Consider the following 26,464-nt stretch of genomic DNA (forward strand, 5'->3'; position numbering starts at 1 on the left):
GTTTACCGATACGCAGGTACGACATATAGATAGTATGAGCAATCTGCCCTTATTGTATGTGTGATTTATTCATCGCTGTCGGCGGTAGTATCTGGGTGTTTCATAAGATGGACGCTACTAGCAATAAGTCCACCCCAAATGATGACCAGAAACAACACCATCATAACGATAGATCCTGCACTCATTCTGTTTCCTCCTGTCTTTCAGAAGCAATTGTCTCTACCGGAGCAGCTGAAGTAGTTGGGGCAGCATTTGATTGTTCCGGGTGATGTTTCGCCAGCCACTCCCGGTAGTAGGGGTGCTGATATTCAGTAGTTAATTCGGGCGTAAAGACAGGGCCGTCTAGATGTACTATTCGGTCACTCCAGGGGCACAGCGCCAAAATAATGGCGAAGACTAGAGCGAAGATCATACTGCCCCAACCAAAGGCAACGAGGAACCAGGTGGGGTGGTCTTCGTACCCATCGCGGATGATGGTGGAAAACTCCACGAAGAGCATCCACACAAGTGCGACGGGCGTAATGATGGAGATGCACGCATTCCACCATTTCCCCACCGACAGAGACGACACGGAAATGAGGTGCTTGTGCAATTCCTCCACGCGGCGATACACCCACGAGATCAAAATGAGGGTGACCAGGGCATTGAGTGCAATGGCGTTATTGATGAACTTATCGACAACCGAAAGAACATTAACGCCGGAGGTTGTTGCGAAGAGCACGATGGAAATGATGGCCATGGGAATGCCCGTAATGAGCACAGCCGGGACGCGACGTAATCCGAACTTATCCTGGAAAGCTGCCGCGACAACCTCCACCAGACTAATGGAGGAGGTAAGACCAGCAAGAACAAGACTGAGGAAGAACAATACCCCAAAAATAGGGCCACCGTGCATCTGCGAGATGACGGAGGGGAAAGCGATAAACGCTAGGCCAATACCGTTGGCAGCAACACTATCCACGCTGGTGCCCTGCTGGTGAGCGAGGAAACCGAGCGCGGCAAAAACACAAATACCGGCCAACACCTGGAAAGAGGTTGTTGCAAAAGCTACGACAAGGCTGGAACCGGCCAGATCGGTACGGCGCTTCAGATAAGAACTGTAGGTGATCATGATGCCGTAGCCAACAGACAGTGAGAAGAATATCTGGCTATAGGCCGCAATCCAGACCTTGCCGTCAGAGAGCAAATTCCAGTTAGCGTGGAAGAATACTTCCAGGCCGTCACTGGCACCAGATAGGAAAAGGGAGCGTACTACCAGGATGAGGAAGAGGGCGGCGAGGAGAGGAACGAAGAATTTGGACATATTGCCCACGCCGTTTTGTACACCAAGAGCTAGCGTGCCGATAGTAATAACCCACACAATGATGAGGGGGATAAGGACAGCTGGCACAAAATCTACACTGAGCGAACTCTGTGACTGCAGAAAATCATTATTAAAGAACTCGGCTGGGTTGTTTCCCCATGCCTCTTTAACCGAGTACACCATGTAGGCGCATGACCAGGCGATAATGACGGAATAGTAGCAGGCAATAACGAAACAGATAGCTACTTGGAACCAGCCGAGAGTTTCCGTGTGCTTAGCGAAGCGGCGGAAGGTGAGTGGTGCGCCGCCGCGGAAACGATGTCCCATGGCATAGTCCAGGAACAGCATGGGGATACCGGCGGTAAGGAGCGCTATGAGGAAGGGGATAAGGAAGGCGCCGCCGCCGTTTTGGTAGGCGACGTAGGGGAAACGCCAGATACTACCAAGGCCAATTGCTGAACCGATGGCCGCCAGAATAAAGACTGAGCGTTTGGAGAAAGTTTCTCGTTGGGCTGGACTAGTGTTACTCATTCATATCCTGACGTGGTCGTGAGAACGGCTACGAGTCGTCACGCCTGCGCTCTCTAAACGTATGGTGGCGAATAAAGTGTTTCTCCGGGAAAGCACAATACGTATGGATGTGTGTAGCAGAATAGCTCTCTATCCAGCGGAGAAAGACAGTTACCTCCCCATCCTATGCCGAATTATCGTGTCGGACAGTATTTTTCTCAGCATAATTTTCACTATGTGGATTTTTACTGTGAGGAGTATCAAGAAGTTCTTCCTCCGGCCGCCGCACAGCACCCTTCTCCACTTCCGCAGCAGCAGGCCAAGGAGCAAGCGGCAGTAGAAGAGAAACGACAAAGAAACAGAGGATAGGAAGCCACCCAAAAACAAGTAATGCCCACTGCGGATAATTTCCATACCCCTCAGTGATGATGGAGTGCGTTTCTGTCCCCAAAATAATGAGCAGCACCGCCGGAGTCAGTACCGAAACATAGAAACGCCACGGCCTACCTACCTTGCGAGACGATAACGCATTGAGGTGTAACTGCAGAACGGGGAGATGCCGTAACCCCCAGCTGATCGTCAACATAGAAATAATAGCGGCGCTCACAATACCGATAGAGCACACAAACTTATCAAAAATATCGAGCGTGCTAGCACCAGTAGTCGTGGGGAACAACAACACCGACGCTATAACGAGCGGCAGGATAACAGCAGTCGTCGCCGCCCAGCGGGCCAGGCCGAACTTATCGCGAATAGCAGAAATACATACTTCCACCACCGATATTTCCGAGGTCAGCCCAGCAATAGACAGACAGCCGAAGAAAATAACCCCGAAAACAGTACCGCCCGGCATCTGCGAAATAATGGTGGGGAACGCAATAAATGCTAATCCAATGCCGCCCTCTGCAACTTCCCCAACTGGCTGGCCGGAGCTGGCCGCCAGGAAACCCAACGTGGCGAACACACCAATACCGGCCAATGCCTCAAAGGAAGAATTCGCAAAAGCCACTACATGCGCCGTCCCCACCAGGTTAGTTTTGCTCTTCAAATAGGAACTGTAGGTAATCATGACCGCAAAACCGACATTGAGCGAGAAGAAAATCTGCCCATAGGCGGCAATCCACACAGACGGGTGACGGAGCGATCCCCACTTGGGTGTGAAGAAAACATTGAGTCCCTGGGCCGCGCCGGGCAGGAAAAGTGCACGAATAACCAGTGAGGCAAAAAGAATAACGAGAACAGGGACGAAGATTCGGTTCAGCCGCCCAATGCCGTTCTCCACACCGAATGCCATCACAATAACAATGACAGCCCACACAACTAGCAGTGGAATAAGCAGGTTAGGCACCATGTGAAGCCCAAAACCATCAGCTTTATGGAGAAAAGACTCATTGAAGAAGCGGGTGGGGTTGTCGCCCCATTCCCGGTGGAAACTGTAGCCCATATAGCGCACGGACCAGGCAATGATGATGGGGTAGTAGAGGGCAATAAGGAAAGCGATAAACACCTGGAACCAGCCCGCGAATTCCCCCCAGCGGCTAATGCGGCGGAAGGCGAGGGGGCCGGATCCGCGGTAGCGGTGCCCCAGGGAATACTCCAGGATAAGAAGCGGAATGCCGGCTGTGAGGAGCGCACACAGATAGGGGATAAGGAAAGCACCACCGCCGTTTTGGTAGGCGACGTAGGGGAATCGCCAAATGTTGCCAAGGCCCACGGCAGAGCCGATCGCGGCCATAATAAACACTGAACGCTTGGAGAATGTCTCGCGCGCAGCGGGCGTTTTACTGTCTGTGTTTGCTGCAGTCACCCTAGTAACAATAGCGGTAAGGGCAATTATGCAGGTAGCGAGTAGAGTAAAGAGCCGTGAGCCTTACACTTGGAATTGTTGGTCTGCCCAATGTGGGCAAGTCCACCCTTTTTAATGCCCTAACCAAAAACGATGTACTAGCTGCGAACTATCCCTTCGCCACCATTGAACCCAACGTGGGTGTGGTAGAACTGCCCGATAAACGCCTGCCGAAACTACAGGAAATGTTTAATGCAAAGCGCATCGTGCCCGCCACAGTGTCCTTCGTGGACATTGCCGGCATTGTGAAGGGTGCTTCCGAAGGTGAAGGCCTCGGCAATAAATTCCTGGCCAATATCCGCGACTCCGACGCCATCTGCCAAGTAGTGCGCGTTTTCGGCGACCCCGACGTAGTACACGTGTCAGGCAAAGTCGACCCACTCGACGATATTCAAGTTATTGAAACCGAGCTGATTATCGCCGACCTGCAAACAATAGAAAAAGCACTGCCCCGCCTGGAAAAACAAGCAAAGCAGGACAAATCCCTCCAAAAGCAGGTAGCGGAGGTCAAGAAAGCCCAAGAAATCCTCGAAAACGGCGACACCATCTTCTCCCGCGCAAGCGAAGTAGACGGCGAACTCCTCTACGAACTACACCTGCTGACCACCAAACCCTTCCTCTACGTTTTCAACGCAGACGAAGCCATCCTCACCGACGAAGCCCGCAAACAGGAACTCCGCGACCAAGTAGCCCCCGCAGAAGCTATCTTCCTGGACGCCAAAGTGGAATCCGAACTAGCAGAACTCGACGACGAAGACGCCCTCGAACTGCTGGAATCCATCGGACAAGACGAACCCGGCCTCGCACAGCTAGCGCGCGCCGGCTTCCGCACCCTGGGGCTGCAAACCTACCTCACCGCCGGCGAAAAAGAAGTTCGCGCCTGGACCATTCACCAAGGAGATACCGCACCCCAAGCCGCTGGCGTTATTCACAGTGACTTCGAAAAAGGCTTCATTAAGGCCGAAATCGTCTCCTACGACGACCTCGTGGAACACGGCTCCATCAACGACTGCCGCGCCGCCGGCAAAGTCCGCATGGAAGGCAAAGACTACGTCATGCAAGAAGGCGACGTCGTCGAATTCCGCTTCAACGTGTAGCTTTTGCTGGCATAACAAGTTGGCATAGTAGTGTGGGTGCCGCCACGAAATTATCGTGACGGCACCCACTTTTGTGTAGTTGTTGGTTGTGGTGTGGTGGTTAGGGTTTGACGAGGATGCGGATGGGGTTTCCGCGGTGGTTTTCTAGGTCGTCGATGCCTTGTTTGATGTCTGTGAGGGGGATGATCTTAGAGATGGATTCGGTAAGGTCGAGTCGCCCGTAGGACAGCATGTCTGCGAGCCTGGCGATGTCCTGCCGCTTGTACCCTAGGTGGCCGAGGAGTTGCTTCTTTTTCAGGTTGAACTCTAGGAATGTGCCGGCGTCGATATTTTGGGGGGACAAGCCGATCGAGACGGCTTTTCCGTTTATATCGAGGGATTCAACGCAGGCTCGTAGGGTGGGTTGAATACCGACAGCATCGAAGGCAATGTCTACCATACGGCCGTCTGTGATGTCCTCGATTTTCTTCATGAGGTCGGGGTCATCACTGCGGAAAGCGTAGTCGGCGCCGAGGCGCTTAGCGCGTTCCAGTACAGCGTCGTTGAGGTCGACGGCAATGACGGGTACGGCACCGGCGAGTTTGGATAGCTGGACTAGGTGAGCGCCAACACCACCAACGCCCCATACTGCCACAGTGTTACCCATGTGTACTTGGGCAGTGTGGACTACGGCGGCGTAGGGGGTAGAGACGGCGTCTGCGAGGAGGGCGGCTTGATCCATGGGGACGTTGTCGGGGATTTTTGTGAGCCCGGACGCTTGGGCAACATGGTATTCCGCCCAGGCACCGTCGTAGGCGAATGCCATGAGGTGTAGGTCTAGGCAGTCGGTGAAAGCGCCACGCTGGCATTTGCGGCATTTGAGGCAGGGTCGGCCGGCTGAGGGGATAACGCGGTCGCCTTCCTTCCACCTGGTGACACCGGGTCCTACTTCAACGATGGTGCCGGAGGCTTCGTGTCCTTGGGTAACGACAGGGAGCGAGGCGGGAATAGCACCGTTGATGAGGCTTAGGTCGGAGTGGCAGATACCACAGTAGGCGACTTTCATGAGTACTTCGCCGGGGCCGGGGTGTGGAATCGGGATCTCTTCAAGGGAGATCGAACGATCCGCTGCATGAAAGCGTTCAGCAAGCATTGTTTCAGTCATTATTGATCCCTTGTGAATGCGCCGGTTCCTTTTCCGGTGCTCTAAATATGATGCTAATCACATATGTGCATATATCGGGTTCAAATAATGATGAGAATTACGCGAAGTGCACCAGTAGACGGCAACTTTCCACGAATATCGCTATTAACGATTTTTAGAGAACGCATAGATACACAAATAGTGCATGATAAGCCATTACTTTAGTCTGCTTTACGTGGTTGTTTTCTCCCCAGCAGCATTCTGTCGTGCGGCGAGAAGGGGAGGTAGCGCATCACTGGCACTCATGCGGAGACTGATATCGCAGAGACCGGATTCGGGGGTGCGCGCCGGGTTGATCTCGATGACGGGTGCACCGGAGTGAGCGGCAATGCGGGGGAGTGTGGCGGCAGGTTGTACAACCGCTGAGGTTCCTACTACTAGGTATACGTCGCATTGTTCGGCGGCGATAACACTGTGTTCCCAGGGGCGTTGGGGGAGCATTTCACCGAACCACACAATGTCGGGTCGGATAGGGGCACCACAGTAAGGGCAGGCGGGTGGTTCAGCGCGGAATACTTCCGTGGTGGGGATGTCTACTGTGTCGGGGTAGTCTTTGCGACATTCTGAGCAGATGAAATGGAATAGTGTGCCGTGGACGTGCTCTACCTGTGTCGATCCGGCGCGCTCGTGGAGATCGTCCACATTTTGGGTGCAAATTCGAACGTCTGCATATTCCTGCCATTTAGCCAGTGTGTGGTGAGCGATGTTGGGTTGGACGTCTCGGACAAGGGAGTTGCGCCATAGGTACCATGCCCACACCATTTGGTGGTCGCGGCGCCATGCTTCGGGGGTAGCCAATGTTTGGGGATCGAACTGTTCCCATAGTCCGGTTTGGGAAGTGCGGTAGGTGGGTATTCCGGATTCTGCGGAGATTCCTGCGCCGGAAAGAACTGCAATTTTTTCTGCTGTGGCGCAGAGGTGTTGTGCTTCTTTTAGGAGAACTTCCTGGTCAGGCATAGTTCTTATAGTAGATGAAAAATTTTTAGAGGAAAATGAAAATAATACTTGAGTCTATTTGTATCAAGGGTTATAGTTGCTCCTGTAAGAGTTGATTGCATAGCACTCAAGTCTGGTAATGAAGTAAATAGCACAAATACTACATAGACAAATAAGACTTTAAGGAGGTCGCCATTATGGCTACTGCTACTTTCGATCCTTTCCACGAATTCGAGCGTCTCTTCAACGGTGTCGCTACCGCCCAGGACTCCAGCCTCTCCATGGACCTTTACAAGAAGGGCGACGTCTTCATTGCAGAAATCGATATGCCAGGTGTTGATCCCGCCTCTATCGACATTGATATTGACGATCGCACTCTCACGGTTCGCGCGGCACGCGCCTCTGTTTCCGGGGACGATATTGAATGGCTCACCCGGGAACGTCGCAATGGTACATTCGCCCGCCAACTAACACTCGGCCGCGGACTTGCTACCGACCGTATTGAGGCTACCTATGTTGATGGCGTTTTGAAGCTCACTCTGCCTGTGGCAGAAGAAGCTAAGCCGCGGAAGATCTCCGTCAACCACGTTATTAGCAACGATGCAGCAGACCAGAAAGAAGTTAACAAGTAGGATCAATATTCCCACGCCGTGTTTGCGTGCATAAATGCGGGGAGGGGCTGTACATGATAACGAATGTACAGCCCCTCCCCTTAATTTTTTAAGGAGTGCAGTCGCTAGTAATTACTAGCGGGGAGTGTTTACAGTCCGGGACGCTTGCCGATGGTCAGTGTGCATTCCTGGGTGTGGGCGAAGAAGTCATTGCCCTTGTCGTCAACGACGATGAAGGCGGGGAAGTCTTCTACCTCAATCTTCCATACTGCTTCCATACCGAGTTCGGGGTACTCCAGTACCTCTACCTTCTTAATGCAGTTCTTGGCGAGAACAGCTGCGGGGCCACCAATGGAGCCCAGGTAGAAGCCGCCGTGCTTCTTGCAAGCATCGGTGACCTGCTTGGAGCGGTTGCCCTTGGCCACCATGATCATGGAGCCACCCTTTTCCTGGAAGGGATCAACGTAGGGGTCCATACGTCCAGCGGTGGTGGGGCCGAAGGAGCCAGAAGCCATACCCTCGGGGGTCTTGGCGGGGCCGGCGTAGTAGACCGGGTGGTTCTTCATGTACTCGGGCATGGGTTCGCCGGCTTCAATGCGTTCACGGATCTTGGCGTGGGCAATGTCGCGGGCAACGATCATGGTTCCGGTCATGGAGACGCGGGTCTTGATGGGGTACTTGGAGAGGGTTGCAAGGATCTCATCCATCGGCTTGGAAAGATCAATCTTGACGGCGGTGTCGTCGCCACCCTTGTGATCAATGTCTGCATCGGTGAGTTCCGGCAGATACTGGCCGGGGTTGGTTTCCAACTTCTCCAAGAAAATACCCTCGGGTGTGATCTTGGCCTTGGCCTGGCGGTCTGCGGAGCAGGAGACGGCGATGGCGACGGGCAGGGATGCGCCGTGGCGGGGGAGACGAATGACGCGGACGTCGTGGCAGAAGTACTTGCCGCCGAACTGGGCACCGATGTCCATGTGGCGGGTCATGTCGAGGACTTTTTCTTCCATTTCCAGGTCTCGGAAACCGTGGGCGGTTTCGCTTCCGTGGGTGGGAAGAGTGTCGAGGTAGCGGGCGCTGGCGTACTTTGCGGTCTTGAGAGCGTATTCAGCGGAGGTACCACCGATAACGATGCCAAGGTGGTAGGGCGGGCAGGCGGCGGTGCCGAGGCTGCGGATCTTGCCTTCCAGGAAGTGCATCATGGATTCGTGGTTAAGGATGGCTTTGGTCTCTTGGAAGAGGTAGCTCTTGTTAGCGGAGCCGCCGCCTTTAGCCATGAAGAGGAAGTGGTAGTCGCGGTCAGATTCCGGCTTGGTGTCAGCATAGAGTTCGATCTGCGCGGGGAGGTTGCAGCCGGTGTTCTTTTCCTCGTACATGGACAGTGGTGCGTTTTGGGAGTAGCGCAGGTTGTCCTGGGTGTAGGCGTTGTAGACGCCGCGAGAGAGAGCACGCTCGTCGGTACCTTCGGTAAGGACGTACTGGCCGCGTTCGCCCTTGATAATGGCGGTGCCAGTGTCCTGGCACATGGGGAGGGTTCCCTCCGCGGCGATGACGGCGTTCTGTAGAAGGTTGTAGGCGACGAATTTGTCGTTGTCGCTAGCTTCCGGATCGTCGTAAATCTTGCGGAGTTTTGCGAGGTGGGTGGGACGCAGGTAGTGGGCAATGTCGTGCATTGCGGTTTCCGATAGCAAGGTGAGGGCTTCGTCGCTCACCTTGAGGAAAGTAGTGCCGTCCGGTCCTTCCACTGTTTCCACGCCTTCTTTGGTAAGGAGGCGGTATTCAGTGGGGTCGGATTGCAGGGGCAGCATGTCTTCGTAGAAGAATTCCGGCATCATCATTCCTTGGGCAGAGAGGGTAAATACTCAACTCTCACCCTAGGTTTCTTTTTCGATGACGTCTGCCAAGGATAGCCTACGCTATTTTGTTAAAAACTTTGCTGAGCTGCTTATTTAGTGCAATAAAAAGATGCAGTGTGTTAAAAATTACATGCTCCCCCGCAGGAGAAACTGTCTGTGTATGACACTGTTTCAGTTACTGTTTCAGTTCCTACGGGGGAGTATGCAGAAGGGAAAATAGTTAACGGGAGAAGTTGGCTACTTCTGCGGGTGTGTCATGGCAGCCACATTGAGGGCTTCTGCTAGCTTCTCCTCGGTAATTTCGCCGCGTTCAACGTAGCCAAGTTCAATAGTGGCCTCGCGAATGGTGAGGTTCTTCTTGATGGCATATTTGGCGATCTTGGCGGATGCTTCGTAGCCGATAACGCGGTTAAGTGGGGTGACGATGGAGGGGCTGGATTCGGCTAGCTGCAGGCAGCGTTCTTCATTGGCGACAAGACCATCAATGCACCGCTCAGCTAGTACGCGAGATACGTTGCCGAGAATGGTGATGGAGGTCAGGAGGTTAGCGGCCATTACCGGCAGCATAACCAGAAGATCAAAGTTACCCTGTGCACCTGCGAAGGCGATGGCGGCATCGTTGCCGATAACCTGAGCGGCTACCTGGACGGTGGCTTCGGGGAGAACCGGGTTAACTTTGCCGGGCATGATGGAGGAGCCGGGCTGCAGGTCGGGAAGGGAGATCTCGCCGATGCCTGTGCGCGGGCCAGATCCCATCCAGCGCAGGTCATTAGCGATCTTGACTTCGCTGACGGCGATGGTGCGCAGCATACCGGACATCTCGACGAGAGAATCCTGTGCAGCCTGTGCCTCAAAATGGTTGGGGGCTTCCACAACTGGGAGACCGGTGTTCTCGGAAATGAGCTCGATAACGCGCTGTGAGAAACCAGCCGGAGTATTAATGCCGGTGCCAACGGCAGTGCCGCCGAGGGGGAGTTCGCAGAGGCGGCCAAAGGAGGAGTCGATACGGTCCAGACCATTGCGAATCTGCTGGGCGTGTCCGGAGAATTCCTGCCCAAGCGTAATGGGCGTGGCGTCCATCAAATGGGTACGACCGGATTTCACAACAGATGTGAACTCTTTTGCCTTCTTTTCCAAGGCGGTGGCGAGGGTTTCTAGGCCTGGCTTTAGAACTGTGGTGATGGCTTCCACTGCGGCAATGTGGATGGAGGAGGGGAAAACATCATTGGAGGACTGGGAGGCATTCACGTGGTCGTTGGGGTGGACGGGGGTGAACTCGTCGGCGGGTTTACCGGCGGCTTCCCAAGCTTCCTTCTTGTAGCGTGTGGCCAGGGTGGCAATGACCTCATTGGTGTTCATATTAGAGGAGGTGCCAGAGCCCGTTTGGAAGATGTCGATGGGGAATTCGTCGTTGTGTTTGCCGGCGATAACCTCGTCTGCGGCGGTGACGATGGCTTTACTGGTGGCTTCGTCGATAACACCTAGTTCGAGGTTGGCGAGTGCGGCGGCGCGCTTAATGTGTCCAAGGGCGGCAATGTGGTGCGGAGTGATGGTGTTACCACTGATAGGGAAGTTTTCTACGGCTCGTTGGGTTTGTGCGGCGTAGAGGGCGTTTTTGGGGACTTTTACGTCGCCCATGGTGTCGTGCTCAATGCGGTATTCCTGGTTGTCAGCAGACATTCTCATCTCCATTAGGTAACGGACAGTAACGGGAGGGGTACCTTCTTAGGATTCCTCCCATAACTGTAAGTATAGGCTTGCCTAATAATTAATGGAGAGGGGGAAACGATTTCTACTCGCGGGAATCTTTAACCGCTTTCTCAAATTCAGCCACGACCTGCTCAGATGGCGGCTTGGTGAGATAGCTCACGATAACTGCGACAAGCATATTTGCACAGAACCCCGGAATCATCTCATAGATAAGCGACGACAATACCGGAGTGAATCCCCACACAGCTACCACTACAGCACCCGTCAGCAAACCGGCAATAGCGCCTTCCTTAGTAAGACGCTTCCACCACAACGACAGCACAATAATGGGGCCAAATGCGGCACCGAAGCCCGCCCACGCAAACGCCACCAACTCCAAAATGGTGTTAGAGCGGGGAATCGCCAACAGTGCCGCAACAATCGCCACCGCCAACACCGCGAAGCGAGACAACAACACCAACCTGCGCTGCGACACCTTCTTCTTGAAAATCCCGCGGTAAAGATCCTCCACCAGTACAGAAGACGTCACCAATAACTGCGAAGAAATAGTCGACATAATGGCAGCCAACACCGCCGCCAACACCACACCCGCTAAGAATGGGTGAAAGAGTTTCTGGCCCATCACCAAAAACACTGTTTCCGCAGTTTGCTGAGACTCTGTCAACTCATGCCCATCAACATGGAGATAAGCACACCCCACCAAACCGGTAGCAATAGCCCCCAGAATGGATACCGCCATCCACGTCGTGCCGACACGCCTACCATAAGCAGCTTCACGAGGAGACCGCAGGGCCATAAAACGCACAATGATGTGCGGTTGCCCCACATACCCCAAACCCCACCCCAGCGCAGACACAATAGTCAACGGCGCCACACCATGCACCATAGAAAAATGATCCGGGAACGACGTGCGAATAATGTCCGTTGTCTCAGAAAAACCACCCAAGGACACTACCGCCGTAATGGGAATAGCGATCAGCGCCGTCATCATGAGAAGACCCTGCACAACATCGGTGTATGAAACAGCTAAAAAGCCGCCCACAAACGTATACAGCACCACTACACCGGAAACAATGAGCATGCCCGTCAAATAGGAGGTACCAAACGTGGCCTGGAAAAACGTTCCCCCCGCCACCATGCCGGAGGACACATAGAAGGTAAAGAAAAACAGGATGACAAGCCCCGAACAAATACGCAAGACATGGGACGAATCATGGAGACGATTTTCTAAGAACGTCGGAATAGTAATAGAGTCCTGCGTCACAACGGAATACGACCGCAAACGCGGAGCCACAATCTTCCAGTTCAGCCACGCACCCACCGTCAAACCCACCGCAATCCAGGCTTCACAGAGACCTGAAATGTAGATGGCGCCGGGCAAACCCATCAGAAGCCATCCCGACATGTCCGACGCACCCGCCGATAAAGCTGCTGTGAAGGGGTGAAGTTGTCGGTCAGCCAGCATGTATCCTTCGTGGCTCGTGGTCTTGCGGAAGGCATAGAGACCAATACCGATCATCGCCACAAAGTAGACGACGAGGGCGAGAATAGTCCAGCTAGTTGACGACACTGATGGAGTCCTTGTTAATGGGATCGAGGCTATGAGGGTCTTTCATAGCGTGTAGCGGATAAGTGACTTAGTGGCTAACTTTACCGGCAAACTAGAAAATAAAAGTTTTTTACACAATTTTCGGTGAGAAGTGGGCAATAAGCCTCCAACTAACAGTTTTCAAACTGTGACGTGTAAAGTTGCCGTTGGAGCTGCCGCGCACAGCGTCGGTCTTGTGTTTACAGCTCACTCCACAGCCCATAAGTACTGCGGCTGAATCTGTCGATCCTTGCTAGGAGCTCTCTTGCCTCAGAAGCACGAATTCCGCAATGTAGCCATCATCGCCCACGTTGACCACGGTAAAACCACCCTAGTTGATGCAATGCTGGAACAGTCCGGTGTCTTCTCTGAACACCAGGAAGTTGCTGAACGAGTTATGGACTCCGGCGATCTAGAGCGAGAAAAGGGCATTACCATTCTCGCCAAAAACACAGCTGTGCATCGTCCCGGACAAGCAAAAGATGGGGGAGACCTCATCCTCAACATTATTGACACCCCCGGGCACGCCGACTTCGGCGGCGAAGTAGAACGCGGTCTCAGCATGGTTGACGGCGTTATCCTCCTTGTTGACGCCTCCGAAGGACCACTCCCACAAACCCGCTTCGTTCTCCGCAAAGCCCTCGAAGCCTGCCTTCCCGTCATTATTGTTGTCAATAAGACAGATCGCCCCGACGCCCGCATTCCCGAAGTTGTTGCCGAGTGCCAAGACCTGCTGCTTGACTTGGCCGCAGACCTCTCCGATGAAAAAGCCATTGCTGCCGCCGAAGCACTGCTGGATACCCCCACCGTTTATGCTTCTGGCCGCGCCGGCGTTGCCTCTCTAGAAATGCCGGAAAACGGCCAACTGCCTAACTCCGACAACCTCGAATGCCTCTTTGACCTCATTACCAAGATCATCCCCGAACCCACCGGTGACCCGGACGCCCCGCTTCAAGCACACGTCACCAACCTGGACGCCTCCAGCTTCCTCGGCCGTATTGGACTAGTTCGTATTTACAACGGCACCCTGCGTAAAGGACAGCAAGTCGCCTGGATTCACACCACCCCCGAAGGTGAGCAGGTCACAAAGGTCGTTAAGATTACAGAACTGCTGAAGACTATCGGTGTAGAGCGTCAGCCCGCCACCGAAGCCGTCGCCGGAGATATCGTTGCTATCGCTGGTATTCCCGACGTTATGATCGGCGATACCCTGGCTGACCCGGAACACCCTGAGGCCCTCCCCAGCATCACCGTCGATGAGCCCGCAATCTCCATGACCCTCGGCGTTAACACCTCGCCTATGGCCGGACGAAATGGCGGTACTAAGTTAACTGCACGCATGGTGAAAGACCGTCTCGACCGTGAACTTATTGGTAACGTCTCCCTACGCGTACTACCCACCGACCGCCCCGACGAGTGGGAAGTCCACGGACGTGGCGAAATGGCCCTCTCCGTGCTGGTAGAAACCATGCGTCGCGAAGGCTTCGAGCTGACCGTCGGCAAGCCAAACGTTGTGACCAAGAAGATTAACGGCAAAGTCTACGAGCCCTACGAGAACACCACTATTGACGTTCCCGAAGAGCACCTAGGCGCCATTACTCAGCTCATGGCAACGCGAAGAGGCCAGATGGATAAGATGAGCAACCATGGCACCGGCTGGGTACGTATGGAATTCACCGTTCCCTCTCGTGGACTTATTGGCTTCCGTACCGCCTTCCTTACGGAAACCCGCGGTACTGGTATTGCCAACTCTGTATCTGCCGGTTACGCCCCCTGGGCCGGTGACATTCGCGCCCGTCACTCTGGTTCCCTCGTTGCGGACCGGGCTGGACAAGTAACCGCCTACGCATTGCTCCAGCTCGCAGACCGTGGCGATTTCTTCGTTACCCCCGGTGATGAAGTCTACGAAGGCGTTGTTGTGGGCGAGAATCCTCGTCCGGAAGACATGGATGTCAACATCACCAAAGAAAAGAAGTTGACAAATATGCGTTCTTCCACTGCCGATCAGACAGAAACACTCGCTAAAGCACGTACGCTTAGCTTGGAAGAAGCAATGGAGTTCTGCGCCAACGACGAATGTGTCGAAGTGGCTCCTAACGCTATCCGTGTGCGTAAAGTAGTACTCTCAGCTGCTGAACGCGGCCGCGCTCGCGGGCATATGAAGCATATGTAGCATTCAGGAGGAATAGTGCGTCGGCATCCCACCACCCACATCGCATTACTCTGTAGTGCTCTTGTCCTTGTGGCGGGATGTACGGCAAAAGCTCCTAACGCACAAATTGGACAACCTGCTCCTAGCGTAAAAACGGACGGGGACAATGTTGTTGGAATTGTTACTGACCAGCTAGAAGCAGGGTTCAATCCGCACTTTGCGGGAGATAGAACACTCACTACCGATATCCTGGCAAGCCTCACCCTACCCAGTGTTTTTGTGCCCGCCGCCACAGCGGGTGATACAAGCCAAACCGCATTAGTAGATTCCACACAGTGGACGATGAATAAATCGCTGATGCGTTCAGCGGAGGTAACAAGCCAGTCGCCTTTCCAGGTGACATATCGAATTCAGCCAGGTGCACAGTGGGGAGGTAGTCCTCCCGTCCCCGTCGAAGCACGCGATTTCAGCTACCTGTGGCACGTCATGATGAAAGCTCCGGAGATTGACACTACTGCAGGCTATGACCTTATTACCTCTATAAAGGGGAAAAATGACGGGAAGACAGTAGTTGTTACCTTCAAACATCCCTATGCGCAGTGGCGGACGTTGTTCCAGCACCTTCTACCGTCTCAATTCCTGAACGATATTCCTGGTCTGTCCCAGTTGGATCACGATATGCCGTACTCGGCTGGTGTGGCGACAGTTCGCAGCGTCGACATAGACCGCGGGCAAATTACACTGATGCCAAACGACAAATTCGTTACCGGGGCACCTATGGCCGCAGATTCCATCCGCATTCAACGTCAAAGCGCCTCTGACCAAATCGCTGAAGGGTTACGCTCGGAAAGTGTTCAGGCAGGGTATATTCAAGGCGATTCACTAGCGCCAACTCGTCTTAACGCTATTCCGGGAATAAGCACAGCGTATGCGTGGCGTCCCCGACAACTCTCTCTTTCTATCAATGCCGCCTCCTCACTAGTGGGAGGGCAGCCAGCAGTGTCCCGAGCACTCTTTAGCCTTATTAATGTGCCGCTAGTGGCACAACTAGCATCCAACCGGCTAGATACAGTTACCGGCGGACGCGTCCCCGCAGTAGCATTACCGCAACTCGTTACCGTGCCTCCGCAACGCAGTGCGCTTTACTCTCTTACCCCCAGCATGGCATCTACCAAGAGTAAAGGGGCCGCGATTCTCCACAATGCAGGATGGGCGCAGCAAGGGCGCCGTATTGTTACTCGCCACGGCCATAACCGAGCTCTCATTATCGGAACTGTACGAGGAGACGTAGAGGCGATAGCTGCAGCAACAGCTATCGCTGATCAACTGAGCCAACAAGGATTCCCCACAATTGTGCAAGATACAACGGCGACAGATCTCTACGGTTTTTGGCTACCACGCGGAAAAGTTGATCTGGTAGTGGATTGGCACAGTACCGACCAATCAGTTATCGCTAGTGTCGCCAGCCGTTTCCACTGCACTGTGGGGGATGCCGTCCGCCCAGATCCAGCCCGTATCCAATCAGCGCAGTTAGATACGCTTGCGTCTTCCGCAGTGGGGAATGAGTCCCAGCAAAAAGAAATTTCTGACAGCATTTCCAATGCGCAACAACATCGAGGAGTAGATCCCAGCACGGGACAATCGCTGCAGGTATTGCGAGAAAAATACAGTAAACTGCCAAGCAAAGAAAATGGCCAACAAGCAGACCAAGCGCGTAGCAAAAATGTTCAGAGAGGAAGCCGCGGTGTCAATACCACCGGTATCTGTGATCCCATTCTGAACTCTCTCATTAAAGAAATGCGAACCGCTACAGATCCGCTATCACCACAACAGCAAATTGTGGTAGCGCTTCCTTTCCTTCAAAAGATAGAGCAACGATTAGGGGAATTGGGATTAGTACTACCCATTTGGCAGGAAACTCTCCTCGAGGCATACAGTTCCCGTATCTCTAACCCCGTCCATGAGATTCTCTCCACCCCTTCATTGGGCTATTTTTACAATGTTTCCCAGTGGACTGTCGCTATTAAAGAGCAGGAGGGGATAGTCCAATGACGGCAGTATCAGATTCTCTGTCTGCTTCTCGGCCAGCTTCTCTTACCGGATATGTTGACGGTGAAAAACTTCGCGTTTTAGCACTCCATGCACACCCTGACGATGAAACTCTCTACACCGGCGGAACACTAGCGGCCTACCAGGCAGCAGGGGCACAAACAGCCGTGCTAACTTGCACGCTCGGCGAAGAAGGCGAAGTAATTGGGGAAACCTACGCGCAGCTTGTCGCCGCAGGAGGGGGAGCGGACCAACTAGGTGGTTACCGTATTCACGAACTTACCCAGGCACTGCAGGCTTTGCATGCAGGGTGTCCACATTTTTTGGGCGGCGCGGGACATTTCCGCGACTCCGGTATGCTGAACACTCCAGCAAATGACCATCCACGTGCTTTTCTCCGCGCCGATCCTGATCACGTAGCAGATCTTATAGCGTGCTGGATTCGGTGGATGCGGCCCCACGTGGTGTTGGTTTATGACGACGGTGGAACCTATGGGCATCCTGACCATATTCGCGCCCATCACTGTGGTCTTTTAGCAGTTGATAAAGCTGCTTACACAGGGGATAGAAGCATTGAGCAACTGCATGAAGCTGGTCTTTATGCCGATCCACTATGGCAGGCTGAACATCGATGCGGATATGGGGGTACGCATCTTTACCATGCGGAAGAGCCTCTTGAAAAAGAACCTCTCGCACCCGCCTGGGATGTGCCATTGGTGTACTGGATGATGCAGTCGATGAGCCGCGTAGAAGCAGGACTCAACACTATAGCCGGGGCTATTCCATCACAGTGGTCTATGCCGGCGGCACACGACATCTTCAACACTGCAGACAATGAAGCGACCCACACTATTGCCCTCGACGATGCTGCCTACGCCGCTAAAATTGCTGCATTGCGGGCGCATGCTACGCAAGTCACAGTATATGCGCCGACCTCTGGGCCAGTCTCGTTTGCTATGTCGAATAATATCGCACAGCCGCTTTTGCGGACGGAGGAGTATCGGCTTGTTCGTCACCCGCATTCCGCTAGCGCTGTGAACTCCGCTGATATTGCGGCGGCGCTGGCACATACTAAACTGAGTGAGTAACTCTGCTCTTAAGCAGTCTTGTGATGATTACGGCGTTATATTCTGCGCCGTCCCTCACACGCTAGTCCTAGCGTGGTAAGTCGGAAAGGATGACATCGTGGCATACGTCATCGCGCAGCCCTGTGTTGATTATCTTGATCGCGCATGCGTGGAAGAGTGCCCGGTGGACTGTATCTACGAAGGCGACCGCATGCTCTACATTCACCCCGATGAATGTGTCGATTGTGGCGCCTGCGAGCCCGCCTGCCCTGTGGAAGCCATCTTCTATGAAGATGATGTTCCGGATGAGTGGTCTGAATATACAAAGACCAACGCCGACTTTTTTGATGAGCTGGGATCCCCGGGTGGAGCCGCCAGTGTTGGACGCACTGGATACGACACTGACTTTGTGAGCTCGCTACCCCCACAAAACGAAAGCGAATAAGTTTTTATGTCTATCGCACCCCGTAAACGTACCCCCGTCGCTGCAGGACTTCCTGCTTTTCCTTGGGATACTTTGGCGGAGGTGCGTAGCCTAGCGGCTAGCCACCCCGACGGCATTGTCGATCTTTCTGTAGGCACCCCTGTTGATAAAGTTGATCCCTTTATCCAGAACGCTTTAGAGGAAGCAGCCGACGTCCCCGGCTATCCGCAAACTATTGGTACCCACGATGTGCGTGAGGCCTGTGCAGATGCTCTTACCCGCCGATACGGCATTATTCCGCTCGATCCAGCCACACAAATTCTGCCGGTTATAGGGACGAAAGAATTCATTGCCTGGTTGCCCACTCTGCTGGGGCTGGGAGAACACGATACTGTCGTTATCCCAGAGATTGCGTACCCCACGTATGAAGTAGGTGCACTGTTAGCAGGATGTACTGTTGTCCGTGCAGATGGAACAGCCCAGGTGGGGCCCTGTACTCCAGCATTAATGTATCTCAATAGTCCCTCTAATCCTACAGGCAAGGTACTACCTGTTGAGCATTTACGGAAGGTTGTGGCGTGGGCGCGGGAGCGTGGCGTCATCATTGCTGCAGACGAGTGCTACCTTGGTCTGTGCTGGGAAGGAAAAGCTCCTTCTATCCTAGATCCTGCAGTCTGCGATGGAGATACTAGTAACATACTCGCTATTCATTCTCTTTCTAAGACGTCTAATATGGCGAGCTATCGGTCTGGTTTTGTCGAGGGAGATCCTTCTCTTATCCAAGAACTTTTAACAGTCCGAAAACATGCTGGTTTTATGGTGCCAACTGTCATACAGTCCGCTAGTGCAGCTGCCTTGCGTGACGATCGTCATGTTCATGAACAATACGATCGTTATCGGCAACGTCGCCAAAAGCTCAAAGCAGCGGTGGAATCTGCGGGAATGCGGGTTGATGATTCTGCGGCTGGGCTTTATCTGTGGACAACAAACGGTACACCCTGCAGAGAACTCACGCACTGGTTTGCCGAGCGGGGTATTCTTGTCGCTCCAGGTGAATTCTATGGTCCACGTGGGGCAGAGCATGTGCGCATTGCGCTAACTGCCACCGATGAGCGTATTGACGCAGCCTGCGAACGTTTACAGCCTTAATCCTGCGAGAGAGTGTTCTCCACTGGATGTTGTTTGCGCCATGCACGATTGATAGAACCTAGAATCACCAGAACAATGACAATAATGATGGTGGCAAAGAGTTGGTTACGGGTTGTTTCGTCCGTAAACATCAATACAGTAAGCCCTGCCATCAGTACGAGGGCAACCCACGTTAGGTAGGGGTAGCCCCACATTTTTACTGGTAGATCTCCTTCTTTTTCAAAAACTGGACGCAATTTAAGCTCGGAAAGAGCAATAGAAGCCCAGACAACCAGCAGGGCAGCCCCCGCTGAATTGAGGAGGAAGACAAGCAGTCCCGGAAGATTTAGGTAGTTCAGCGCAACTGAGACAAACCCGAAAAAGACGCTGACCAGTAGCGAGTTAAGAGGTACTCCAGTACGGGAGATTTTAGTAAGTACTTGAGGTCCATGGCCACGTTTAGCCAGCGAGAACATCATTCGGGAGGTGGCATAAATCTGGGCATTAAATGCGCTCAGCAGGGAGAGCACAATAATGACTTCCATGAACGTGACAACGCCAGGTATGTGCGCTTTCTCTAGTACTGCCGTGAAGGGGCTTTCAGACGCGTTTTTCGCTCCCTGTAATTGATCCCAGGGAAGGAGGAACGTAATAACGACAACAGACCCTAAATAGAATACGGCAATGCGGAAGATGACCGAGCGAACCGATTTTGCGATGGAGAGGCTGGGATTATCACATTCGGCTGCTGCAATAGTGACAATCTCGATACCACCAAAAGCAAAAGCGACGGATAAAAGACCGGCCGCCACGCCACTCCAACCCTTGGGCATAAAGCCACCGTGGCCAAGAAAATTGGTGAATCCCACTGGTTCAGTACCGGGCAGAATACCGAAAATAAGAAGGATGCCAACAATAAGAAAGAGCACGATGACGGTAACTTTGATGGCGGCAAACCAGAACTCGAACTCTCCGAAACCGCCAACTTGGGCAAGATTAATAATGGTAAAGAAGATCATGCAGACCAGTGCAGGAATCCATGAGGGGCAATGGAACCATTGGCCCATAATACCGGCGGCGCCTGTCATCTCTGCGCCCAAGACCATAATGAGCATAAACCAGTAGAGCCACCCCGTCACGAATCCACCAGTGCGCCCGTAGGCCATCTCTACATAGGTGGAGAAAGAACCACTGGAGGGGCGGGCAGCGCTGAGCTCGCCAAGCATCTGCATGATGAGAACAGCAATAATTCCAGCAACAATATAGGAGATAAGGATAGCTGGTCCTGCAGCGTGAATACCTTGTCCAGTTCCTAGGAAAAGACCTGCACCAATAGCGGATCCCAGCCCCATCATGGTGAGGTGACGGACTTGTAAACCTTTTCGTAAGGCTGGCTTCTCGTCAGAGGAAGATACGCTTTCAGACAGATTATTGGATGCGTTGGAATTATGAGGAGTTGTCGGTGTGGACTTAGCCATACGACCTTCTTTAGAAATTAATTGTTATGGAGACTATCGTTCAGTTCAATTCCCACTTTGCCATACTTGACGGCTTCAACTACACCCGTCAAGGAATTACGGCGGAAGAGAACATTGTCTCGACCTGCTAGGTCTAAGGCTTTTACCTCGGTGGGATCGCCATCGAGATAGTTCATGATTTTGGAGCCGGCAGTAATGTAAAGGCCTGCTTCTACAACACAATCGTTTCCCAGGGGGATTCCAAGGCCAGAGTTAGCCCCCAGGAGACAGCGTTCACCTATGGTGATGTGCTGTGTACCGCCGCCGGAGAGTGTGCCCATAATGCTGGCACCGCCACCAATATCAGAGCCATCTCCTACTATAACGCCTTGAGAGATACGCCCTTCCACCATAGAGACACCGAGAGTGCCCGCATTAAAGTTCACAAAACCTTCATGCATGACGGTGGTGCCCTCCGAGAGGTACGCACCGAGCCTGACACGATCGGCATCACTGATGCGTACCCCAGAGGGGATGACGTAATCGACCATGCGGGGGAAACGGTCGATGCCGTAGACAATAACAGGTCCACGCTGTACCAGTTTGAGACGTGTGGCAGCGAAGGTTTCTACAGAGCAGGGGCCAAAATTGGTCCATACGACGTTCTGTAACACTCGATAGAGAGTTGACAGGTTAATCGTATTGGGTTTTACCAAGCGATAGGAGAGGAGGTGGAGCCGTAAGTAAGCGTCGTATGCGTCAACGGGGGGAGTATCAAGATCTGCGATTACTGTTTCTACAGCTATACGCTCGACATCGCGGGCAGCGTCGTAGCCGAGCAAATTTTCCCAACTGGAATTGAGATCATCAGGGGTGAGCTTGTGAGTGTAGCTTTCACCACCTGTGGTTTCTTGTAAAACTGGGTCTATGTACCAGGTGTCTAGAATTTTGCCATCGCTGGTGACAGTCGCGATTCCGCGCGCAAATGCTCCGTATGTCGTCATAAAATCAGCCTACTGTACAGGTGATATGTGTGCTAGTTCACATACTATTGTGTCGTTAACGACAAAGTGAATAATGGTAAGACTCTCCATAAACAGTCTTGTCCACCGTAAACTGTGGGGGTGAGAATGAAAATTCCTATGATACTTGACCCCCGCCGTGATCCCATCTCCTTAACCCAGGACTTTGTGGATATTCCCTCCGTTTCGCAGGAGGAAACTGCTATCGCTGATGCGGTAGAGCGCGGGCTTCGGGAAATAGCCCAAGTAGATCACCCAACTATCACGGTAGAACGGCACGGCAATCGTCTAGTGGCGCGGACTCACCGTGGACTACCAAGTCGTGTTGTTCTCGCGGGCCATCTTGACACTGTTCCCATTGCCAATAATGTACCTAGCTATCGTGGGCCGGGAGAGCAGGGAACAGATTGTATTCATGGTTGTGGCAGCGTGGATATGAAGTCTGGGGATGCAGTCTTTTATCACCTGTTCTATACTCTTGCCGACGATCCGCAGCTGCAGCATGATATGACCCTCGTCTACTATGACTGCGAGGAAATTACAGGGTCTTTTAATGGTCTGGGAGCTTTGCAACGCGAGTATCCAGAACTATTACAGGGTGATCTGGCCATACTGGGTGAACCTTCTGGCGGCTGGATTGAAGCAGGCTGTCAGGGAACAATGCGTATGCGTATTGAAAGCCATGGTTTGCGTGCACATTCAGCCCGTGCATGGATGGGAGACAACGCCATTCATGCGCTAAGTCCAGTTCTCGCTAAACTCGCTCGCCATGAAGCTCGTGACGTTAACATTGACGGCTGTCTTTACCGTGAGGGACTTAACGCTGTGCGAATGTCTGGAGGAGTAGCCGGGAACGTCATTCCAGATGAAGCATGGGTGGAAATAAACTTTCGGTTTGCCCCCGATCGTTCAGAAGCAGAGGCCCTATCCTACGTGTGCACCACCTTGGGGCTGAGCCTAGAAGGCGTCACAGAAACGTCGGAAGGTACTCGTCAGGACACTATTGTCAATGGTCTGACGTGGGAAATTCTCGATATGTCTGCAAGTGCCATGCCCGGTCTCTCCGCCCCGGCAGCAATTCCACTCGTTGCCGCGGCTGGGGGAAAAGTACGAGCTAAATATGGATGGACTGATGTTTCACGTTTTGCGGCAATGGGAATGCCAGCTGTGAATCTGGGACCGGGGGACCCGTCTCTTGCCCACAAGCGGGATGAACATTGTCCAGTGGAGCATATCGCTGGTGTCACGGAGATTGTGCGCACCTATTTGACCACTCCTTCAGAGTATGTAAAGAAAGATTAATTGTGAAAAGTACGAATACTAACCCCAATGCCATGTATCAATCTGCTGCGTCCTATATGAGGGGACCAGTAGTACGACGTCGTGCACAAGTGCGGCGCGGTGGTTCCACCACTGATTCTCGTCTTCTCCAGCCACAGCCAGATACCGGGTGGTTGCACACTGATCCGTGGCGAGTAATGCGCATCCAGTCCGAATTTATTGATGGATTCGGTGCACTAGCGGAAATGCCGCCAGCAGTAAGTGTTTTTGGATCTGCCCGTACAGAAACAGATAACAAGTGGTATCACGCGGCATACGAAGTTGCTGAAGAACTCAGTAAAGCAGGATATGCGGTTGTTACAGGGGGCGGCCCGGGAGAGATGGAAGCCGCGAATAAAGGGGCAGTTGACGCTAAAGGCTTTTCTGTTGGCTTAGGTATTGAATTGCCATTTGAGCAAAAGATCAACAAGTGGGTTGATCTGGGAATGAACTTCCGCTACTTCTTCGTCCGCAAGACAATGTTTGTGAAATACTCGCAGGCATTTGTCTGTATGCCAGGTGGTTTCGGTACGTTAGATGAGCTTTTTGAGGCTTTGACGCTAGTACAGACGAAGAAAATTTCTCGATTCCCCATTGTCTTGTTTGGCAGTGAATTCTGGGGTCCGCTAATGGACTGGATTACTACCACGTTGCTTGATGAGGGAATGATCTCGCCTGAAGATATCAAGCTTTTGTATGTAACGGACTCTGCGCAAGACGCGGTTCGTCACATCATTAAAATTCATCAACATCAAGTTGATAGTTTTACTGATGCATTGGATGACGACGATGAAACACTCGAAGCGGATGAGGAGGAATAGTCGGTACTGTTGGTAAACAGGTGCTGAAAAACTCAAGGAGAATGCTATGAGTGCAGGTGCATGGGTAGCTATTTGTATTGCTGCTGGTGTAGTGGGTGCTATTGTCACTTTCCTGCTAACGACATGGAGTTTTCTTCCGCAGGAGAGAAAACTTTCAGAGACTACTCCAACAGTAGAAACGTTTCTTCCCGCTCACGATATACGGTCGGCGGATATTAATAATCTTCGTTTTCATTCTGAAAAACGTGGATATGATCGTCGAGAAGTTGATTGGGCACTAGCTCAAATTGCGAGTGATCTTTCCCGCCGTGAAAACTGCAATACACCCTCTGACAAGCACGAATAGTTCAATATCATTGGCATTTTATTCCAAAATGAGAGACAATGGACGTCGAGCATATTTCAAAAATAGGAGGAAGCACAGCATGGCGGCAATGAAACCACGCACTGGCGATGGGCCAATGGAAGCTGTCAAAGAAGGCCGTATGGTTATCATGCGAGTCCCCCTGCAGGGAGGTGGCCGTCTTGTTGTCGAGCTGACTCCTGACGAAGCAGTTGAACTTGGCCAGGAGCTGGCCAAGATTGAGGCTTAATACAGTTTTTCTCTAATGTCCGTCGGGAAACCGGCGGACATTATTGTTGTGTGGGGTAAAAAGTATGCTGGATGATGTTGTCGCGTATTTAGCTGATCCACGTACAGGAGAATCATTACAGTGGTGCGGAAATGACAAACGAGTACTGACGACAGAGTCGGGACGCCACTACGATGTAGCCCGTCAAGGATATGTCACACTTTTTGGAGCAGGTCGTGCTTTTCCTGGCGATAATGCGCACATGGTGATGAATCGAGATACTTTTCTCGCCAGCGGTCTCTATGCTCCTCTAGCGCGCCGTATAGCAGCCCATGGGGCACAAATGACTATGAGTAGTGATCAACACACTCCTGTCATTGTTGATATGGGTGCTGGAACTGGCTATTACACCCATGAGCTACAACGTGCAGTGAGTTCAGAAACACGCATTATTGCTGCAGATATTTCTGTGCCAGCGGCGAAGCGTCTTGCAAAGTTAGATGGTCATGTAGGCGCTATTGTTGCCGACGTGTGGCAGCGGTGGCCCATTAAGGATGCTTGCGCAGACCTCGTTATGCATGTTTTTGCTCCGCGCAACCCCGCGGAGGCAGCTCGTGTATTGCGTCCGGGAGGAGGCGTGCTTGTTGTGGCACCATCTCAACGCCATCTGCAAGAACTAGTGGCAGCAGGTATTGCGGTACACGTGGATAGTCAGAAAGCAGACCGTTTACGCCAAGGATTTATAGAGTATTTTGACGAGGTTGACTGCGATTTGTGTGAGTGGACAATTACGCCTACCCGCTCCCAAATTGAACAGATCATTACGATGGGACCATCGAGCTATCACAGTGATACAGAAAAAGTATCTGCGGCCGCAGCAGAATTAGCCGCTGTGCACCAACAAATAACGTGCTCTGTGGAAATACGGCAATACAAGCGTAAAGATAGCTAACGTAAAGACATCTGGATGGACATTATTACACGCGGCGTGCGATGGTCATTCCTTCATCGAGAGGCAGACGAAAAACCTCAAAATCGTCAGTTTCTGCTAGCATACCGGCTAGGGTAGTGGCGGCGATGGCTTTATTATCATCGTCGTTTGTTGCTTCTGCCGGATCTGTTTCTTCCAGGAAGTGACCATTAGCGAGGGAATTCGGCAGAATAAGAATTCCTCCCGTGTGGAGAAGGCGGGCTGAGGTCTCCACAAAAATTCCCAATTGATCAGCGACGTCCTCAACGTAGACAAGGTCGTAGGCGTCGTCAGCCAATCGGCTCATAACGTCTAGTGGCAGACCTGTAATGGGGCGCAGCAGTACTCCCGCCGGTTTTTCAGCGTTGTAGTTTTGGCGGGTATGGTCCACTAGTTCAGGTTGTGGATTGATGTAGGTGACAACACCACCTTGCTGCATGCCGTGGGCAATGCTGAGTGCTGCCACAGCCCCCGAAGAAGAGACGATTGCAGCAGTGTGAACTTCCGTTGTAGCGGACAGCATTGTGACGGTTTCTGCCGCAATGGGAGAAAGCGGCGTAAAACCTTTATTGAGGGATTCTTGACGGGCATCGCTAAGAGCGGGTGTTTCGATAATGCTGGACGTAATGGAATCTACAAGCTCAATCACAAGTGTAGCTTAACGAGGATAATCCGAAGATAGCTGGTAAAACACCGAAAGCATGGTAATTTTTACAGATAAATATGGTGTGACGAGGTGTTTTGTAACTCACAGGGAAAACACAGACTAATTCCAGTGCCTTTGCAAGGCATTTTCCGATACTCATGGTGTCTGGTTGAGTTCCCGGAAACATTCTTTGGGAATT

At 52.6% G+C, this 26,464-nt stretch carries 23 protein-coding genes; 12 read left to right on the forward strand and 11 right to left on the reverse strand.

Annotated features, from left to right (window positions below):
- Positions 1–65 precede the first annotated feature (65 nt).
- The 3 genes from DI579_RS00520 to DI579_RS00530 form a co-directional block, all read right to left on the reverse strand.
- Positions 66–185: a methionine/alanine import family NSS transporter small subunit gene (locus tag DI579_RS00520; protein ID WP_290595527.1), complete on the reverse strand. Its 120-nt coding sequence runs from the start codon at positions 183–185 to the stop codon at positions 66–68.
- Positions 182–1,834 carry a sodium-dependent transporter gene (locus DI579_RS00525; RefSeq protein ID WP_303678535.1) on the reverse strand — a complete coding sequence of 551 codons (1,653 nt, stop codon included), beginning with the start codon at positions 1,832–1,834 and terminating at the stop codon, positions 182–184. The genes DI579_RS00520 and DI579_RS00525 overlap by 4 nt, the downstream gene beginning before the upstream one ends.
- A gap of 163 nt (positions 1,835–1,997) precedes the next feature.
- Positions 1,998–3,620, reverse strand: a complete 1,623-nt coding sequence (locus tag DI579_RS00530; protein WP_290595525.1) for a sodium-dependent transporter — start codon at positions 3,618–3,620, stop codon at positions 1,998–2,000.
- A gap of 56 nt (positions 3,621–3,676) precedes the next feature.
- Between DI579_RS00530 and ychF the strand changes: the two genes are divergently transcribed.
- Positions 3,677–4,756 carry a redox-regulated ATPase YchF gene (gene ychF / locus DI579_RS00535; RefSeq protein WP_290595524.1) on the forward strand — a complete coding sequence of 360 codons (1,080 nt, stop codon included), beginning with the start codon at positions 3,677–3,679 and terminating at the stop codon, positions 4,754–4,756.
- 100 nt (positions 4,757–4,856) lie between these two features.
- Here ychF and DI579_RS00540 read toward each other — a convergent pair whose 3' ends face one another.
- Positions 4,857–5,900 (reverse strand): zinc-binding dehydrogenase, encoded by a 1,044-nt coding sequence (locus DI579_RS00540; protein ID WP_290595523.1) that lies wholly within the window; start codon positions 5,898–5,900, stop codon positions 4,857–4,859.
- A gap of 210 nt (positions 5,901–6,110) precedes the next feature.
- A complete protein-coding gene (locus tag DI579_RS00545) occupies positions 6,111–6,896 on the reverse strand; it encodes an NAD-dependent deacylase (RefSeq protein WP_290595522.1) in 786 nt (261 codons plus the stop codon).
- Between the two features lie 176 nt (positions 6,897–7,072).
- On the opposite strand from DI579_RS00545, the gene DI579_RS00550 reads away from it, so the two are divergent.
- Complete coding sequence (locus tag DI579_RS00550) at positions 7,073–7,507, forward strand: Hsp20/alpha crystallin family protein (RefSeq protein ID WP_290595521.1); 435 nt, start codon at positions 7,073–7,075, stop codon at positions 7,505–7,507.
- Between the two features lie 128 nt (positions 7,508–7,635).
- On the opposite strand, the gene DI579_RS00555 is transcribed toward DI579_RS00550, so the two are convergent.
- The 3 genes from DI579_RS00555 to putP form a co-directional block, all read right to left on the reverse strand.
- Positions 7,636–9,315: a fumarate hydratase gene (locus DI579_RS00555; RefSeq protein ID WP_290595520.1), complete on the reverse strand. Its 1,680-nt coding sequence runs from the start codon at positions 9,313–9,315 to the stop codon at positions 7,636–7,638.
- A gap of 261 nt (positions 9,316–9,576) precedes the next feature.
- Positions 9,577–11,019: an aspartate ammonia-lyase gene (locus DI579_RS00560; protein WP_290595519.1), complete on the reverse strand. Its 1,443-nt coding sequence runs from the start codon at positions 11,017–11,019 to the stop codon at positions 9,577–9,579.
- Between the two features lie 112 nt (positions 11,020–11,131).
- Complete coding sequence (gene putP, locus DI579_RS00565; RefSeq protein WP_303678536.1) at positions 11,132–12,619, reverse strand: sodium/proline symporter PutP; 1,488 nt, start codon at positions 12,617–12,619, stop codon at positions 11,132–11,134.
- A 283-nt stretch (positions 12,620–12,902) separates the two neighbouring features.
- On the opposite strand from putP, the gene typA reads away from it, so the two are divergent.
- From typA to dapC, 5 genes are all read left to right on the forward strand, one after another.
- Positions 12,903–14,810 (forward strand): translational GTPase TypA, encoded by a 1,908-nt coding sequence (typA, locus tag DI579_RS00570; protein ID WP_290595517.1) that lies wholly within the window; start codon positions 12,903–12,905, stop codon positions 14,808–14,810.
- Between the two features lie 15 nt (positions 14,811–14,825).
- Entirely contained in the window at positions 14,826–16,841 is a 2,016-nt protein-coding gene (locus tag DI579_RS00575) for an ABC transporter substrate-binding protein (protein WP_290595516.1), read from the forward strand.
- Positions 16,838–17,926, forward strand: a complete 1,089-nt coding sequence (locus tag DI579_RS00580) for a PIG-L family deacetylase (protein ID WP_290595515.1) — start codon at positions 16,838–16,840, stop codon at positions 17,924–17,926. The genes DI579_RS00575 and DI579_RS00580 overlap by 4 nt, the downstream gene beginning before the upstream one ends.
- 97 nt (positions 17,927–18,023) lie before the next feature.
- The gene (gene fdxA / locus DI579_RS00585) at positions 18,024–18,350 is read left to right on the forward strand and encodes a ferredoxin (protein WP_290595514.1); all 327 of its coding nucleotides are present in this window, start codon (positions 18,024–18,026) and stop codon (positions 18,348–18,350) included.
- Positions 18,351–18,356: 6 nt separating this feature from the next.
- The gene (gene dapC, locus DI579_RS00590) at positions 18,357–19,478 is read left to right on the forward strand and encodes a succinyldiaminopimelate transaminase (RefSeq protein ID WP_290595513.1); all 1,122 of its coding nucleotides are present in this window, start codon (positions 18,357–18,359) and stop codon (positions 19,476–19,478) included.
- Here dapC and DI579_RS00595 read toward each other — a convergent pair.
- A complete protein-coding gene (locus DI579_RS00595) occupies positions 19,475–20,812 on the reverse strand; it encodes an amino acid permease (protein ID WP_366664340.1) in 1,338 nt (445 codons plus the stop codon). The two genes, dapC and DI579_RS00595, sit on opposite strands and share 4 nt — an antisense overlap.
- Before the next feature lie 140 nt (positions 20,813–20,952).
- Positions 20,953–21,918, reverse strand: coding sequence for a 2,3,4,5-tetrahydropyridine-2,6-dicarboxylate N-succinyltransferase (gene dapD, locus DI579_RS00600; RefSeq protein WP_290595511.1), 966 nt, complete (start codon positions 21,916–21,918; stop codon positions 20,953–20,955).
- A gap of 138 nt (positions 21,919–22,056) precedes the next feature.
- Between dapD and dapE the strand changes: the two genes are divergently transcribed.
- The 5 genes from dapE (at position 22,057) to DI579_RS00625 (ending at position 25,601) form a co-directional block, all read left to right on the forward strand.
- A complete protein-coding gene (gene dapE, locus DI579_RS00605; protein WP_290595510.1) occupies positions 22,057–23,238 on the forward strand; it encodes a succinyl-diaminopimelate desuccinylase in 1,182 nt (393 codons plus the stop codon).
- A gap of 56 nt (positions 23,239–23,294) precedes the next feature.
- Complete coding sequence (locus DI579_RS00610; RefSeq protein WP_290595671.1) at positions 23,295–24,077, forward strand: TIGR00730 family Rossman fold protein; 783 nt, start codon at positions 23,295–23,297, stop codon at positions 24,075–24,077.
- A gap of 46 nt (positions 24,078–24,123) precedes the next feature.
- Positions 24,124–24,423, forward strand: coding sequence for a DivIVA domain-containing protein (locus tag DI579_RS00615; protein ID WP_290595509.1), 300 nt, complete (start codon positions 24,124–24,126; stop codon positions 24,421–24,423).
- Positions 24,424–24,502: 79 nt separating this feature from the next.
- Entirely contained in the window at positions 24,503–24,670 is a 168-nt protein-coding gene (locus tag DI579_RS00620; protein ID WP_290595508.1) for a DUF3117 domain-containing protein, read from the forward strand.
- 64 nt (positions 24,671–24,734) lie between these two features.
- Positions 24,735–25,601, forward strand: coding sequence for a methyltransferase domain-containing protein (locus tag DI579_RS00625; RefSeq protein ID WP_290595507.1), 867 nt, complete (start codon positions 24,735–24,737; stop codon positions 25,599–25,601).
- A gap of 25 nt (positions 25,602–25,626) precedes the next feature.
- Here DI579_RS00625 and DI579_RS00630 read toward each other — a convergent pair whose 3' ends face one another.
- Positions 25,627–26,268 carry an O-methyltransferase gene (locus DI579_RS00630; RefSeq protein WP_290595506.1) on the reverse strand — a complete coding sequence of 214 codons (642 nt, stop codon included), beginning with the start codon at positions 26,266–26,268 and terminating at the stop codon, positions 25,627–25,629.
- Between the last annotated feature and the right edge of the window lie 196 nt (positions 26,269–26,464).

Source organism: Lawsonella clevelandensis (genome assembly GCF_003241315.1).
GTDB classification, from domain to species: domain Bacteria; phylum Actinomycetota; class Actinomycetes; order Mycobacteriales; family Mycobacteriaceae; genus Lawsonella; species Lawsonella clevelandensis_A.